General features: G+C 72.3%; 16 protein-coding genes. 9 read left to right on the forward strand and 7 right to left on the reverse strand.

Going from position 1 to position 14498, the window contains the following annotated elements:
* Window position 1 precedes the first annotated feature (1 nt).
* Entirely contained in the window at window positions 2-1324 is a 1323-nt protein-coding gene (locus OHA91_RS31590; protein ID WP_266503342.1) for an adenosylmethionine--8-amino-7-oxononanoate transaminase, read from the reverse strand.
* Window positions 1317-2585: a biotin synthase BioB gene (bioB, locus tag OHA91_RS31595; protein WP_328740468.1), complete on the reverse strand. Its 1269-nt coding sequence runs from the start codon at window positions 2583-2585 to the stop codon at window positions 1317-1319. Before bioB ends, OHA91_RS31590 begins: the two co-directional genes overlap by 8 nt.
* Window positions 2586-2741: 156 nt before the next feature.
* Between bioB and OHA91_RS31600 the strand changes: the two genes are divergently transcribed.
* Window positions 2742-3914: an 8-amino-7-oxononanoate synthase gene (locus OHA91_RS31600; RefSeq protein WP_328740469.1), complete on the forward strand. Its 1173-nt coding sequence runs from the start codon at window positions 2742-2744 to the stop codon at window positions 3912-3914.
* On the opposite strand, the gene OHA91_RS31605 is transcribed toward OHA91_RS31600, so the two are convergent.
* The gene (locus OHA91_RS31605; RefSeq protein WP_031150027.1) at window positions 3911-4144 is read right to left on the reverse strand and encodes a DUF397 domain-containing protein; all 234 of its coding nucleotides are present in this window, start codon (window positions 4142-4144) and stop codon (window positions 3911-3913) included. The genes OHA91_RS31600 and OHA91_RS31605 overlap by 4 nt on opposite strands.
* Before the next feature lie 13 nt (window positions 4145-4157).
* Window positions 4158-5042 (reverse strand): helix-turn-helix domain-containing protein, encoded by an 885-nt coding sequence (locus OHA91_RS31610; RefSeq protein ID WP_328740470.1) that lies wholly within the window; start codon window positions 5040-5042, stop codon window positions 4158-4160.
* A 196-nt stretch (window positions 5043-5238) separates the two neighbouring features.
* On the opposite strand from OHA91_RS31610, the gene OHA91_RS31615 reads away from it, so the two are divergent.
* The 8 genes from OHA91_RS31615 (at window position 5239) to OHA91_RS31650 (ending at window position 12439) form a co-directional block, all read left to right on the forward strand.
* The gene (locus tag OHA91_RS31615; RefSeq protein WP_266503348.1) at window positions 5239-5688 is read left to right on the forward strand and encodes an ATP-binding protein; all 450 of its coding nucleotides are present in this window, start codon (window positions 5239-5241) and stop codon (window positions 5686-5688) included.
* A gap of 348 nt (window positions 5689-6036) precedes the next feature.
* A complete protein-coding gene (locus OHA91_RS31620; protein WP_031150033.1) occupies window positions 6037-6339 on the forward strand; it encodes an urease subunit gamma in 303 nt (100 codons plus the stop codon).
* 15 nt (window positions 6340-6354) lie between these two features.
* Window positions 6355-6666, forward strand: coding sequence for an urease subunit beta (locus tag OHA91_RS31625; protein WP_031150035.1), 312 nt, complete (start codon window positions 6355-6357; stop codon window positions 6664-6666).
* Window positions 6659-8380, forward strand: a complete 1722-nt coding sequence (locus OHA91_RS31630) for an urease subunit alpha (protein ID WP_031150037.1) — start codon at window positions 6659-6661, stop codon at window positions 8378-8380. The genes OHA91_RS31625 and OHA91_RS31630 overlap by 8 nt, the downstream gene beginning before the upstream one ends.
* A gap of 13 nt (window positions 8381-8393) precedes the next feature.
* Window positions 8394-9068 carry an urease accessory protein UreF gene (locus tag OHA91_RS31635; RefSeq protein ID WP_031150039.1) on the forward strand — a complete coding sequence of 225 codons (675 nt, stop codon included), beginning with the start codon at window positions 8394-8396 and terminating at the stop codon, window positions 9066-9068.
* 38 nt (window positions 9069-9106) lie between these two features.
* A complete protein-coding gene (ureG, locus tag OHA91_RS31640; RefSeq protein ID WP_031150041.1) occupies window positions 9107-9802 on the forward strand; it encodes an urease accessory protein UreG in 696 nt (231 codons plus the stop codon).
* Entirely contained in the window at window positions 9799-10584 is a 786-nt protein-coding gene (locus OHA91_RS31645) for an urease accessory protein UreD (protein ID WP_051893099.1), read from the forward strand. Before ureG ends, OHA91_RS31645 begins: the two co-directional genes overlap by 4 nt.
* Before the next feature lie 181 nt (window positions 10585-10765).
* Window positions 10766-12439, forward strand: coding sequence for an alpha/beta hydrolase (locus OHA91_RS31650; RefSeq protein WP_328740472.1), 1674 nt, complete (start codon window positions 10766-10768; stop codon window positions 12437-12439).
* 49 nt (window positions 12440-12488) lie between these two features.
* On the opposite strand, the gene OHA91_RS31655 is transcribed toward OHA91_RS31650, so the two are convergent.
* The 3 genes from OHA91_RS31655 to OHA91_RS31665 form a co-directional block, all read right to left on the reverse strand.
* A complete protein-coding gene (locus OHA91_RS31655; RefSeq protein ID WP_031150047.1) occupies window positions 12489-13199 on the reverse strand; it encodes a lysophospholipid acyltransferase family protein in 711 nt (236 codons plus the stop codon).
* A gap of 84 nt (window positions 13200-13283) precedes the next feature.
* Window positions 13284-13442 carry a hypothetical protein gene (locus OHA91_RS31660; protein WP_031150049.1) on the reverse strand — a complete coding sequence of 53 codons (159 nt, stop codon included), beginning with the start codon at window positions 13440-13442 and terminating at the stop codon, window positions 13284-13286.
* Between the two features lie 32 nt (window positions 13443-13474).
* The gene (locus OHA91_RS31665; RefSeq protein WP_031150051.1) at window positions 13475-14431 is read right to left on the reverse strand and encodes a cytochrome c oxidase assembly protein; all 957 of its coding nucleotides are present in this window, start codon (window positions 14429-14431) and stop codon (window positions 13475-13477) included.
* Window positions 14432-14498: the final 67 nt, after the last annotated feature.

Raw genomic sequence — 14498 nt, forward strand, 5'->3', positions numbered from 1 at the left:
CTCAGCCTTCCTGGGCCGCCGCGCACACCGCGCGGCAGATACGGGTCACATCCGCGTCGCCCGTGACGAACGGCGGCATCACGTAGAGCAGGTCCCGGAACGGTCTCAGCCACACGCCCTCGCGCACCGCCGCCCGGGTGGCCGCGGCCACGTCGACCTCGTGGTCCAGCTGGACCACGCCGATGGCGCCGAGCACGCGTACGTCCCGCACGCCGGGGATGCCGGCCGCGGCGGCCAGGCCCGCGCGCAGCCCCGCCTCGATCCGCTTGACCTCGAGCGCCCAGTCCTGGCCGAGCAGCAGCTCCACGGAGGCCAGCGCCACGGCCGTGGCCAGCGGGTTCCCCATGAAGGTCGGCCCGTGCGCGAGCACCGGGACCTCGCCCTGGGAGATCCCGTCGGCCACCCGCTCCGTGCACAGGGTCGCCGCCAGCGTGAGGTAACCACCGGTCAGCGACTTGCCCAGGCACATCACGTCCGGGGTGATCCCCGCGTGGTCGGCCGCGAAGAGCGCGCCGGTACGGCCGAAGCCGGTGGCGATCTCGTCCAGGATCAGCAGGACCCCGTACTCGTCGCACAGCTCACGCAGCACCCGCAGGTAGCCGGGGTGGTGGAAGCGCATGCCGCCCGCGCCCTGCACCACCGGCTCCACGATCACGGCGGCCAGCTCGTCCGCGTGCGCGGCGATCATGCCGCGCAGGTGGTCGGCGTACGCGGGATCCACCGGCGTGTCGAAGCCGCCGGGAGGGGCGTCCGCGAAGACCTGCCGCGGCAGGTGACCCTGCCACAGCTCGTGCATGCCGCCCTCGGGGTCGCAGACGGCCATGGGCTGCCAGGTGTCCCCGTGGTAGCCGCCGCGCCAGGTCAGCAGCCTGGTCTTGCCGGTGCGCCCCAGCGAACGCCAGTACTGCAGGCACATCTTGACGGCGACCTCGACGGAGACCGAACCCGAGTCGGCCAGGAAGACGTGCTCCAGTCCCGGCGGGGTGATCTCGACGAGCTTCGCGGCGAGCCGGACGGCGGGCTCATGGGTGAGCCCGCCGAACATCACGTGCGACATCCGCCCTAGCTGCGCGGTCACGGCCTCGTTGAGCACCGGGTGGTTGTAGCCGTGGATGGCCGACCACCAGGAGGACATGCCGTCGACCAGCTCCTCGTGGCCCTCGCCCTGGGACGGGACGGCGAGCCTCAGCCGCACCCCCGAGGCGGAGGCGATGACCAGCGGCTCCTGCCGCCCCGGCATCGGGCCGTACGGGTGCCAGACGTGCTGCCGGTCCAGCGCGAGCAGGTCCGCGCCGGCCGCACGCAAGTGGGCCTGGTCAGGCATTGGGCGCGATGTCCGTCCCTGCGCCGCGGCGGCGTACCGCCACCAGGTCCGACCGGAGCGCACCGGGCTCGGCCTGCGCCGGCTGCGCCGGAACCGGAGCGGCCTGCGCGTGCGCGTGGCCCGAGCAGCCGCCGCATGCCGAGCCGCAGCCCGCCGCCTCGTCCCCGGCCGAAGCCGAGCCCGCACCCGAACCGCACAGCGAGGCGCCGCCGTTGGACCCGCAGCCGCCGCCGGCGGGGGCCGCGTCCGCCACGTCGGAGCGGTGCGCGGGAAGGGTCGTCGTACCGGCGCCCTCCACCTCGAAACCGGCGTCCGCGATCATGTCGAGGTCGGCCTGGCCGGCCTGGCCCTCGCTGGTGAGGTAGTCGCCCAGGAAGATCGAGTTGACGATGTTCAGCGCCAGCGGCTGCAGCGAGCGCAGGTGCACCTCGCGCCCGCCCGCCAGCCGGACCTCGACGTCGGGGCAGACGAACCGCGCCATCGCCAGGATCCGAAGGCAGCGCTGCGGGGTGAGGTTCCACTCCTTGGCCAGCGGGGTGCCCTCGAAGGGGATCAGGAAGTTGACCGGCACGGAGTCGGCGTCCAGCTCGCGCAGCGAGAAGACCACGTCGACGAGGTCCTCGTCGCTCTCGCCCATGCCCGCGATCAGGCCGGAGCAGGCCGACAGGCCCGCCGCGTGCGCCTTCTCCACGGTGTCCACGCGGTCGGCGTAGGTGTGGGTCTTGGTGATCTGGCCGTAGGTGGCCTCGGAGGTGTTCAGGTTGTGGTTGTAGGCGTCGGCACCCGCCTCGCGCAGCTTCTCCGCCTGGCCGTCCGAGAGCAGACCGAGGCAGGCGCACACCTCGATGCCCTCGTTCTGCTCCTTGATCGCCTCGATCGTCCGGCCGACGCGCTCCACGTCACGGTCCGTCGGACCGCGGCCGCTCGCCACCAGGCAGACCCGCTTCGCCCCGCCCGCGACGCCCGCGGCCGCCGCCTGGGAGGCCTCCTCCGGCTTGAGCCACGTGTACTTGAGGATCTCTGCCTTCGAGCCCAGACGCTGGGAACAGTAGGAGCAGTCCTCCGGGCACAGGCCCGACTTCAGGTTGACCAGGTAGTTCAGCTTGACCCGACGCCCGAACCACTGGCGGCGCACCTTGCCGGCCGCGGCCACCACGTCGAGCAGTTCGTCGTCAGAAGTCGCCAGTACGGCGAGTGCTTCTTCGCGGGTCGGCAGCTCACGCCGCAGCCCCTTGTCCACCAGGGTGTTCAGCAGGTCCATGGACCAGATCCTGTCCCACTGGACCCATCCCGGCCAAGGAGAGATCGCACAACATGGCCGGATGGGTGTGTGTGTATCACCACACCTGGCGGACAAGTCGCGGCGACTAGGGTCGGGCAGGTCTGTGGACTGCCGACAAAACACGAGGACACGCCGATGCCCCAGCACACCCCCGACCCAGCGGACGTCTTCGCCTGGATCGACGCCGCGGAACGCGCGCGGGAGCAGGCCGGACTGGTCCGCACGCTGCGCCCCCGGCCGCCGGTGTCGCCGCTGCTGGACCTCGCGAGCAACGACTACCTCGGCCTGTCCAAGCACCCCGAGACCATCCGCGGGGCCCGCGAGGCGGCGGAGTGCTGGGGTGCCGGGGCCACCGGCTCCCGTCTCGTCACCGGCACCACCGAACTGCACGCGGAACTGGAGCGGGAGCTCGCCGCCTTCTGCGGCTTCGAGGCCGCCCTCGTCCTGTCCTCCGGATACGCGGCCAACCTCGCCGCCGTCACGGCGCTGAGCGACTGGGGCACGCTCGTCGTCTCCGACGCGGGCAACCACGCCTCCATCGTCGACGGCTGCCGACTCTCGCGCGCCGGGACCGCGGTGGTCCCGCACTCCGACCCGGACGCCGCGCGCAAGGCGCTCGCCGCGCACGAGGGCCGGGCCCTGCTGGTCAGCGACTCCGTGTTCTCCGTCGACGGCGACGCCGCCCCGCTCGCCGGGTACGCGGCCGCGTGCCGCGACGAGGGCGCGGCCCTGCTCGTTGACGACGCCCACGGCCTGGGCGTACTGGGCGAGGGCGGTCGCGGCGCGCTGCACGCCGCCGGACTCGCCGGCGCGCCCTACGTGGTCGCCACGCTGACCCTGTCGAAGTCGCTCGGCAGCCAGGGCGGTGCCGTGCTCGGCCCGGCCAAGGTGATCAGGCACCTGGTCAACACGGCGCGCACCTTCATCTTCGACACCGGGCTGGCCCCGGCCGCCGCGGGCGCGGCCCTGGCGAGCCTGCGCCTGCTCCGGCGCGAACCGGAGCGCGCCGACCGCGCCCGCGAGGTGGCCGACCGGCTGTACGGGCGGCTCACCGCGTCCGGCCTGACCGCGGCCCGGCCGGACGCGGCCGTGGTGTCGGTACGGGCCCCGTCGGCCTCGGCGGCACTGCGCTGGGCCGCCGACTGCCGCGAGGCGGGTCTGTCCGTGGGATGCTTCCGCCCGCCGTCGGTGCCGGACGGCATCTCCCGGCTGCGGCTGACCGCCCGGGCCGACCTCACGGGGGACGAGATCGATCGGGCGATCACGACGATCCTCGCGACCGCGCCCGCCGGGGCCACGAACGGCTAGACGGACGACGCGTGCGCGTCCGTCCGTACGGAGGTGAGGAAGCCGTCCCAGGCCGGCCCGGTGAAGAGCACGGCCGGGCCGTCCGTCCGCTTGGAGTCGCGGACGGCCAGCAGGCCGTCGCCGAGGACGGCCGCTTCCACGCAGTTGTTCATCCCGGTGCTGCGGCTGCTCCGCCGCCACCGCGCAGCTCTGATCAGAAGTCCGCTGGTGCTTAAGGGGGTTGCGGACACGGGGGTGCCTCCTCTACGCGTCGTCAGCGAGTGAGCCGATGAGTTCCGAAGAGTCCTGGGGCGGCAGCGCCGCCGCCTGGATGGTGCGGAACGCGGCGCCGTACGCCTCTAGGTCTTCCTTCCGCTCCAGATAGAGGCTACTCGTCAAATGGTCGAGTACCACCACATCCAGATCGGCGATGTTCGTAAATGAGAAAATGACGAACGGTCCCGTGAGGCCGAGATGGCCACCCACGCTGAACGGCAGCACCTGGAGGTTCACTTGGGGCAGCCGTGCCACCCGGACCAGCTGCCGCAGCTGCTCCGCCATCACCCCCGGCCCGCCGATCTGCCGGCGCAGCACCGCCTCGTCCAGCACCGCGCTCAGCTCCAGCGGCGGATCGGCCCGCAGTACCGCCTGCCGGGCCAGCCGTACGTCGACCAGCGCGTCCACCTTCGGTTCCGGCAGCCCGCCGAGCGCGGCCCGGGTCACGGCCCGCGCGTACTCGGGGGTCTGCAACAGCCCCGGCACCACCGACAGTTCCACCGTACGGGCCGATCGGGCCCCCGCCTCCAGGCTGATGAAGTCCCGGTACTCCTGCGGCAGCAGCCCCCGGTAGTCGTGCCACCACTGGCGACCCCGCCCGGTGTCGCCTCCCGGCCCGGGGCCGGCGGCCGAGGCGGAGAGGGCCTCCAGCAGGGCTCGCTGCTCCGGGCTCACGACCTCCCCGTAGGCGTCGAGGAGCAGCCGGATGTCCTCCGGTTTCACGCCGCTGCGGCCCGTCTCGATACGGCTGATTTTCGACTGGTGCCATCCCACGATCCGGGCGGCCTCGCCACTCGTGAGTCCGGACCGGTCACGCAGGGCACGCAGTTCCTCGCCGAGCTTGCGCCGGCGCACCGCGGGTCCGTCCTGCACACCCGCCTCCTTCCACCGGCACAGGTCGCACCAGTCTGCCGTCCAAATACGCTCTTCCGTAGCAGAGTTCACCGCATCGGGCGACAGATATATGCAGATCTTTGGGGAAACGCCGATGCGGCGGCGCGATGGGTGGCACTCTGGCGTCCAGCACAGATCCGGGGCGTTTCCGTCCCGGTGGGAAAGGGACGTCGCCATGGCAGACCACCAGGAAGCATCCGTCACTCTGCCGAGCGATCCCGCTTCGGTGGCCGCTGCCCGACGCTACGTCGCGGAGGTGCTGTGCGAATGGGGACTGCCCGCTGACGCCGAGACCGCGGACAGCGTCCGGCTGATCGTTTCCGAGCTCGCCACCAATGCCGTGCAACACACCTTCGGCCAGTCGCCCACCTTCACCGTCGACATCCGCCTGGAGCGCGAGGAGTGGTTGCGGGTCGGGGTGACCGACAGCCACCCGCGCTGGCCCAGGCGGCTTCCGGCCGCCGTCCAGCAGGACAACGGCCGCGGGATGGTCATCATCCGCTGGCTCGCCGTGGAGGCGGGCGGCCGGCTCTCGGTCACCCCCACCGAGGACGGCGGCAAGACGGTCTGGATCGCGCTGCCCTGGACCGCGGGTGCGCCGGCCGCGGCCGCCGGGAGCTGCTGACCGCCCGACGCACTGCCGAACGACCCGTGAACGCCGGGCGGCCCCCCTCGGGCCCCCGGTGTTTCCGTATACGGAAGTCGCGGCCGAGGGGTGGCGGACCCGAACCGGGTGCCTTCCCGAAACGTGGGTTAACTCTGCGGAAAAGAGCGGCCCTTAGCGTGGCGGTCACGTGCGACCACCAATGATCACCCATGAGCCGGTAATGCTGCGGTGGGCGGTACGGAAAGCCTTCCTCTGCGTTGGGCAAGAGACGCTTGGGTCGGAAATGCGCAGGTCAACAGAGTGTTGAACGCCGCTAAGGTCACCTCGGCACGAAGTCGATCTTGTCCCGGAAGCTTGGTGATACGAGTGCAACTGACACCGCACGAACAGGAGCGACTGCTCATCCACGTGGCCGCGGACGTGGCCGCGAAGCGGAGGGCGCGAGGAGTGCGCCTCAACCATCCCGAGGCGGTGGCGCTGATCACCTCCCACATCCTCGAAGGGGCCCGCGACGGCCGGACCGTGGCCGAGCTCATGGCCTCCGGCCGCACCGTCCTGAGCCGCGCGGACGTCATGGAGGGGATCCCCGAGATGATCCACGACGTGCAGGTCGAGGCGACCTTCCCGGACGGCACCAAACTCGTCACGGTCCACGACCCCATCGTCTGACAAGGAGTACCCCGCATGATCCCCGGCGAAATCGCCTTCGGGGAGGGCCCGGTACTCCTCAACGAGGGCCGCCCCGTCACCCGTCTCACCGTGCTCAACTCCGCCGACCGGCCCGTCCAGGTCGGCTCCCACTACCACTTCGCCGAGGCCAACCCCGGCCTCGACTTCGACCGCGCCGCGGCCCGCGGGCTCCGGCTCAACATCGCCGCCGGCACGGCCGTCCGCTTCGAGCCGGGCATCCCGGCAGCGGTGGAACTGGTCCCGCTGGCGGGCTCGCGGACCGTACCCGGACTGCGCGGGGAGACCGGAGGGCCGCTGGATGGCTGAGATCTCCCGCCAGGTGTACGCCGACCTCTTCGGGCCGACCACCGGTGACCGGATCCGGCTCGCCGACACCGACCTCTTCGTCGAGATCGAGCAGGACCTCGGCGGCGGCCCCGGCCGGTCCGGCGACGAAGCCGTCTTCGGCGGCGGCAAGGTCATCCGCGAATCCATGGGCCAGGCCCGCACCACCCGGGCCGAGGGCGCACCCGACACCGTGATCACCGGAGTCGTGGTCCTCGACCACTGGGGCATCGTCAAGGCCGACCTCGGCATCCGCGACGGCCGGATCTGCGGCATCGGCAAGGCCGGCAACCCCGACACCATGGACGGCGTCGATCCCGCGCTGGTCATCGGCCCCGAGACCGAGATCATCGCGGGCAACGGGAAGATCGTCACCGCCGGCGCGATCGACGCCCACGTGCACTTCATCTCCCCGACGGTCATCGACGAGGCCCTCGCCTCCGGGATCACCACCCTGGTCGGTGGAGGCACCGGACCGGCCGAGGGCACCAAGGCCACCACCGTCACCCCCGGACCCTGGCACCTGGCCCGGATGTTCGCGGCGCTGGAGGCCTACCCGGTCAACATCGGCCTCCTCGGCAAGGGCAACACCACCTCCCGCGAGGCCATGCACTCCCAGCTGCGCGGCGGAGCCCTCGGATTCAAGATCCACGAGGACTGGGGGGCCACCCCCGCCGCCATCGACGCCTGCCTGAGCGTCTGCGACGAGACCGGCGCCCAGGTCGCCATCCACACCGACACCCTCAACGAGGCAGGGTTCGTCGCCGACACCCTCGCCGCCATCGCCGGGCGGACCATCCACTCGTACCACACCGAGGGCGCGGGCGGCGGGCACGCACCCGACATCATCACCGTGGTCTCCGAGCCGAACATCCTGCCCAGCTCCACCAATCCCACCCGGCCGCACACCGTCAACACCGTCGAGGAACACCTCGACATGCTGATGGTCTGCCACCACCTCAACCCCGCAGTCCCCGAGGACCTCGCCTTCGCCGAGTCCCGCATCAGACCCTCGACGATCGCCGCCGAGGACGTCCTGCACGACCTCGGCGCCATCTCCATCATCTCCTCCGACTCCCAGGCCATGGGCCGCGTCGGCGAGGTCGTGCTGCGCACCTGGCAGACCGCCCACGTGATGAAGCGGCGCCGCGGCTTCCTCCCCGGCGACGGACCCGCCGACAACCACCGGGCCCGCCGCTACGTCGCCAAGTACACGATCAACCCCGCCGTGGCCCAGGGCATCGCCCGCGACGTCGGCTCCGTCGAGACCGGGAAACTCGCCGACCTGGTGCTGTGGAACCCCGCCTTCTTCGGGGTCAAGCCCGAGCTCGTCATCAAGGGCGGCCAGATCGCCTACGCGCAGATGGGCGACGCCAACGCCTCCATCCCCACCCCGCAGCCCGTCCTGCCCCGGCCGATGTTCGGCAGCCACGGCCGCGCGCCCGGCCTGAACTCGCTGAACTTCACCGCACAGGCGGCGCTCGACGACGGCCTGCCCGAACGGCTGGGACTCGGCAAGCGGTTCACCGCCATAGAGAGCACGCGGAAGGTGACCAAGGCGGACATGCGCAACAACGACGCCATGCCGCGGGTCGAGGTCGACGCCGACACCTTCACCGTCACCATCGACGGCGAAGCGGTCGAACCGGCGCCCGCCGCGGAACTGCCCATGGCCCAGCGCTACTTCCTCTTCTGATGGGCCCCGCCACATGAGCCTCGCCGCGCTGCTCGTCCTCGCGGACGGCCGGTTCCCCGCCGGCGGCCACGCCCACTCCGGCGGGGCCGAGGCCGCCTGCAAGGCGGGCCGGATCCACGACGCCGCCACCCTGGAGGACTTCTGCCGGGGCCGGCTGCACACCGCCGGGCTCACCGCGGCGGCCCTCGCGGCGGCGGCCGCCGCCGGGCTCGACCCGGCCGTGCTCGACGCCGCGGCCGACGCCCGCACCCCGTCGCCCGCGCTGCGCACCGCGGCGCGGCGGCTGGGCCGCCAGCTGATGCGGGCCGCACGGGCCACCTGGCCCGACCCCGGACTGGAGCGGCTGGCCGCCGCGTTCCCGCGCGGCGCCCACCAGCCCGTGGTGCTCGGCCTCACCGCCCGGGCAGCCGGGCTCGGGCCGCTCGACGCCGCGCACGTGGCGGCGTACGAGAGCGTCGGCGGACCGGCGACCGCCACCGTGCGGCTGCTGGGCCTGGACCCCTTCGAGGCGAGCGGGGTGCTGGCCCGGCTCGCCCCCGAGCTCGACGACGTCGCGGCCCGCGCCGCCGAGGCCGCCCACCGGGCCCTGCTGGACGGGGTCGAGGCCCTGCCCGCGGCCTCCTCGCCCCTGCTGGAGATCGCGGCGGAGCTCCATGCCGACTGGCCGGTCCGCCTGTTCGCCTCCTGACCACACCGCCGCACCCCTTCGACCCCGGGAGCACCCGCATGCACCTCGACCACGCCGTCGCCCACACCCACCGGCACACCCACAGCGCCGAACCGCTGCGCGCCGACGGCAGCCGGCGCGCCCTGCGCATCGGACTCGGCGGACCCGTCGGCTCCGGCAAGACCGCCACCGTCGCCGCCCTGTGCCGCGCCCTGCGCACCGAACTGTCCATGGCGGTGGTCACCAACGACATCTACACCCGCGAGGACGCCGAGTTCCTGCTCCGCGAGGCGGTCCTGCCGCCGGAGCGGATCACCGCCGTCGAGACCGGGGCCTGCCCGCACACCGCCATCCGCGACGACATCTCCGCCAACCTGGAGGCCGTCGAAGAACTGGAGGAGGCCTTCCGCGAGCACGCCCCGCTCGACCTGGTCCTCGTCGAGTCCGGCGGGGACAACCTCACCGCCACCTTCTCCCGGGGCCTGGTCGACGCCCAGATCTTCGTCATCGACGTGGCCGGCGGCGACGACATCCCGCGCAAGGGCGGGCCCGGCGTCACCACCGCCGACCTCCTCATCGTCAACAAGACCGACCTCGCCCCGCACGTCGGCTCCGACCTCGGCCGGATGGCCCGCGACGCCGCTGAGCAGCGCGGCGACCTGCCCGTCGCCTTCCAGTCGCTGCGCGGCCCCGAGGGCGTGGCCCCGGTCGCCGCCTGGGTCCGCGAGCGGATCGCCGCCTGGACCGTACGGTGACCACCGCGCCGCCCGTCCCCCCGCCCGCCAACGGAGTGCGGGCCACCGCCCGCATCCACGCCGTGGCCGACGGACGGGGCGGGACCGCGCTGCCCCTGCTGGCCGGGGAGGGCCCGCTCGCCCTGCGCCGCACTCGCGGCCGGGAGGCCGAGGCCGGGGTCGTGCTCGTCGGCGCGATGAGCGCCCCGCTCGGCGGCGACCACCTCACCGTCCGCGCCACCGCAGGACCCGGGGCCCGGCTGGCCCTGGCATCCGCGGCCGCCACCCTGGCCCTGCCCGGCCGGGCGGGCGAGCCCGCGCGCTACGACGTGGAGCTGGACCTGGAGGACGGCGCCTCGGTGCGATGGCTCCCGGAGCAGCTCGTCTCGGTCCGCGGCAGCGACCTGCGGGTGCGCACCCGGGTCCGGCTGGCCCCCACCGCACGCCTGCTGCTGCGCGAGGAACAGGTGCTGGGACGCCACGGGGAGCAGCCCGGTCTGCTGCGCAGCCGCCTCACCGTCACCCGCGGCGGCCGGCCGCTGCTGGACCAGGAGCTCGCCTGCGGGCCCGGCGCTCCCGGCGGCTGGGACGGCCCGGCCGGCCTGGCCGGACACCGGGCCGTCGGCCAGCTCCTCGTCGTGGACCCGGCCTTCGCGCAGGACCCGCCGCCGGCCGCGGTGCTGGGGGAGTGCGCCGTCGCGACACCGCTGGCCGGACCGGCCGTCCTCGTGACGGCCCTGGCCGGGGACGCCCTCCGGCTGCGCGAGGTCCTCGACGCGGCCTGCCACGCCTACCACCGCTGAACGCCGGACGAATCGGGCACCGCTCAGCGGTACTCGGCTGTCCGGTTATCGGCTTGGCAAAGAAGTCGACGGCGCCCTGTCGCCGGGACGGGGCCAGGCGACAGGATCCCCCTGCACGCCGACGACCGCAGCGGCCAACCCGGCTGCCCACGGCGGCATTTGACGCAGGGGGAACAACCACGTGATACGCAACGCGGCGCTGGGGAGCGCCGCCACACTGATCACCGGCGCGCTGACCGCGAGCCTGCTGCTCGCCCCGCCGGCCGCCGCGGCCCCGGCCGACCAGGACTTCCGGCTCCCGGAGGCGCTGGGCGTGCAGATCGCCGCCGCCCGCGCCGCCCGTACCGGCATCGACTGGAAGGACTGCCCCGCGGACTGGGGCCTGGAGAAGCCCATCCAGTGCGGCTGGGTGAAGGTGCCGCTCGACTACGCGAAGCCGTACGGCAAGACCATCGACATCGCCGTCGACCGGATCGGGAGCACGGGAACCAGGGAGGAGCGCCAGGGCGCCCTCGTCTACAACCCCGGCGGCCCCGGCGGTTCCGGCATGCGCTTCCCGCGCCGCGTCACCACCAAGAGCCCGCTGTGGGTCAACGCCTCCAAGGCCTACGACTTCGTGGGCTTCGACCCGCGCGGTGTCGGCCATTCCGCGCCCATCTCCTGCATCGACCCGCAGGAGTTCGTGAAGGCCCCCAAGGCCGACCCGGTCCCCGACACCGAGGCCGACAAGCGCGCCCAGCGCAAGCTCGCCGCCGAGTACGCGGACGGCTGCAAGGAGCGCAGCGGCGAGATGCTGCCGCACATGACCACGCCGAACACCGCCCGCGACCTCGACGTCGTCCGTTCCGCCCTCGGCGAGCGGAAGCTGAACTACCTCGGCGTCTCCTACGGCACCTACCTGGGCGGGGTCTACGCGACCCTCTTCCCGACCCACGTGCGCCGCATGATCGTCGACAGCGTGGTGGACCCGTCGCAGGACAACATCTGGTACGAGGCCAACCTCGGCCAGGACGTCGCCTTCCAGATGCGCTGGAACGACTGGCAGGACTGGGTCGCCAAGAACGACGCCGTCTTCCACCTCGGCGACACCCGCGCGAAGGTCGACGCCAAGTGGCAGGAGCTGCGCGGCAAGGCCAAGGCCGACCCGCTCGGCGGGATCGTCGGCCCGGCCGAGCTCATCGGCTTCTTCCAGAGCGCCCCGTACTACGACTCGTCCTGGGTGCCCGTCGCCCAGACCTTCGCGGCCTGGGCGGCCGGCGACGAGCAGGCGCTCATCGACGCCATCGCCCCGGACATGTCGGACACCAAGGGCAACGCGGCGTCGGAGAACAGCAACGCCGTCTACACCGCCGTCGAGTGCGCCGACGCGAAGTGGCCCACCAGCTGGACCAGGTGGGACCGGGACAACACCAAGCTGCACGAGAAGTACCCGTTCCTCACCTGGTCGAACGCGTGGATGAACCTGCCGTGCGCGACCTGGAGGTCCAAGCAGAGCACCCCGATCGAGGTCGGTGCCGAGCGCGGCCTGCCGCCGGTCCTGATCGTCCAGTCCGAGCGGGACGCCGCCACCCCGTACAAGGGCGCCGTCGAGCTGCACCGCCGGCTCGCCGGCTCGCGCCTGATCACCGAGAAGAACGCCGGCTCGCACGGTGTCACCAGCCTGGTGAACAGCTGCGTCAACACGCGGGTGGACACCTACCTGCTCACCGGCAAGGTCGACGCCAAGGACGTGACGTGCGCCCCGCACGCCACGCCGGTCGCCCCGGCGGCGGCCGCCACGGCCACCGCGCAGTCGCTCGACCACGGCACGGGCGCCGGCTGGCCGCAGCGCGAGGAGCTCCCCGCCGTCCGTTGAGGACGGTGATGCGGGCAGCACCCGCGTGACCCGTGAAGCGGGAGAAGGCTCAGCGCGTCGCGCGCCGGGCCTTCTTCCGCGCTTCCTCCTCCTCGGCCTTCACCTCGGCCGCGTACCGGTCGACGTACTCCTGCCCGGACAGGCCGAGGATCGCGTACATGATCTCGTCGGTGACCGCCCGCAGGACGGCGCGCTCGCGCTCCATCCCGGCGTACCGGGAGAAGTCCAGCGGCTCGCCGAAGCGGATCGTCACCCGCCGGATATTCGGGATCTTCTGGCCGGGCGGCTGGATCTCGAAGGTGCCCACCATCGCGCAGGGGATGACCGGGACCCCGGCGCCCAGGGCCATCGCGGCCACGCCCACCTTGCCCTTGTACAGCCGGCCGTCGTGCGAGCGCGTGCCCTCCGGGTAGATCCCCAGCAGCTCACCCTTGGCCAGCACCCCCAGCCCCTCGCGCAGAGCCGCCTGGCCGGCGTTCTTGCCGGACCGGTCCACGGGGATCTGCCCGGCGCTGCGGAAGAACGCGGCGGTGAGCCTGCCCTTGAGCCCGGGTCCGGTGAAGTATTCGGCCTTCGCGAGGAAGGTGATCCGCCGCGCCAGGATCGCCGGCATCAGGAAGTGGTCGGAGAACGACAGGTGATTGCCCGCGACGATCGCGGCGCCCTCTGCCGGGATGTTCTCCAGGCCCTCGATCCGCGGCCGGAACAGCAGCCGCAGCAGTGGGCCGAGGAACACGTGCTTGAGCAAGTGGTAGAACACCAGGCCGCTCCTGTCGGTATCCCGTCGTCACGGCCATTTTACGGACGGTGAGCCCCGGGATGGAGGGGGCGGCGGCGACCTTCCTCAGGCATTGCGCGAGGCGGCCATCCCCGCGGTCAGCAGCCCCAGCACCACCCAGCCGAACCACAGCCAGCCGTTGCTGCCGAGGACCACCGAGTACGTGGCGACGGCCACCAGTGCGGCGAAGGTCATCACTGCCATCGCCTTAACGGATCCGGTCATGCCCCATGGTGGCGCGCCGGGACGGGATCGCGCTACTGGCCACGCGCTTGGAGCGAGGCGAGATACGCGTTGTACGCCTCCAGCTCCTGGTCCCCGTTGCGGTCCGCGGCCCGGTCGGAGCGCTTCGCGGCCCGCTGCTCGGAGTGGTACCACTGGTAGATCAGGGCGATCAGTACCAGCACCGAGGGGATCTCGCTGAACGCCCAGGCGATGCCGCCGCCCCACTGCTGGTCGAGCAGCGGATCGATGCCGAGGGAGGCCGGCGGGTTCGCGTACGTCTTGATCATCGGCTGGCTCGCCATCATCAGGGCGATGCCGAAGAAGGCGTGGAAGGGCATGCCCGCGAAGAGCTCCAGCATCCGCATGACGTATCCCGGACGGTGCGGACCGGGGTCGATGCCCATGATCGGCCAGAAGAAGATCATGCCGACCGCGAAGAAGTGGACCATCATCGAGATGTGCCCGGCGCGGCTCTCCATCAGGAAGTCGAAGAGCGGGGTGAAGTACAGCGCGTAGAGGCTCGCGATGAACATCGGGATCGTGAAGGCCGGGTGGGTGATCACCCTCATGTACCGGCTGTGCAGGAGCGCCAGCAGCAGTTCGCGCGGCCCCTTGCGCCCGCGGGCGGCGGGCGGCAGCGCGCGCAGCGCCAGCGTCACGGGGGCGCCCAGCAGCACCAGGATCGGGGTGATCATGCTGATCACCATGTGCTGGACCATGTGCACGCTGAACATGACCATGCCGTAGTCGTTCAGCTTGGTGCACATCACCAGGACCACGGTCAGCACGCCCACCGTGAACGCGATGGTCCGGCCCAGCGGCCAGGAGTCCCCGCGCCGCCGCAGCCGCAGCACGCCCCACCCGTACAGGGCGAGCCCGAGCACGGAGGCGAACAGGAAGAACGCGTCGAAGGAGAACTCCAGTCCGCGCCCGAGAGTGAACGGCGGCAAGTCCATGTGCATGTCCATGCCGTGCCCGCTGTGGTCCATCTGTTCACTCCCTCGACTGTGCTGCCCCACCACAGTAGTGCCGCCCCCGTACGCTCGTGCGCGCGGG

This window comes from Streptomyces erythrochromogenes, assembly GCF_036170895.1.
GTDB lineage: Bacteria > Actinomycetota > Actinomycetes > Streptomycetales > Streptomycetaceae > Streptomyces > Streptomyces erythrochromogenes.

Coding starts and splice junctions, on each gene's coding strand:
- OHA91_RS31590 (WP_266503342.1), bottom strand. CDS start 1,324: ATGCCTGACCAGGCCCACTTGCGTGCGGCCGGCGCGGACCTGCTCGCG.
- bioB (WP_328740468.1), bottom strand. CDS start 2,585: ATGGACCTGCTGAACACCCTGGTGGACAAGGGGCTGCGGCGTGAGCTG.
- OHA91_RS31600 (WP_328740469.1), top strand. CDS start 2,742: ATGCCCCAGCACACCCCCGACCCAGCGGACGTCTTCGCCTGGATCGAC.
- OHA91_RS31615 (WP_266503348.1), top strand. CDS start 5,239: ATGGCAGACCACCAGGAAGCATCCGTCACTCTGCCGAGCGATCCCGCT.
- OHA91_RS31625 (WP_031150035.1), top strand. CDS start 6,355: ATGATCCCCGGCGAAATCGCCTTCGGGGAGGGCCCGGTACTCCTCAAC.
- OHA91_RS31630 (WP_031150037.1), top strand. CDS start 6,659: ATGGCTGAGATCTCCCGCCAGGTGTACGCCGACCTCTTCGGGCCGACC.
- OHA91_RS31635 (WP_031150039.1), top strand. CDS start 8,394: ATGAGCCTCGCCGCGCTGCTCGTCCTCGCGGACGGCCGGTTCCCCGCC.
- ureG (WP_031150041.1), top strand. CDS start 9,107: ATGCACCTCGACCACGCCGTCGCCCACACCCACCGGCACACCCACAGC.
- OHA91_RS31660 (WP_031150049.1), bottom strand. CDS start 13,442: ATGACCGGATCCGTTAAGGCGATGGCAGTGATGACCTTCGCCGCACTG.
- OHA91_RS31665 (WP_031150051.1), bottom strand. CDS start 14,431: ATGGACCACAGCGGGCACGGCATGGACATGCACATGGACTTGCCGCCG.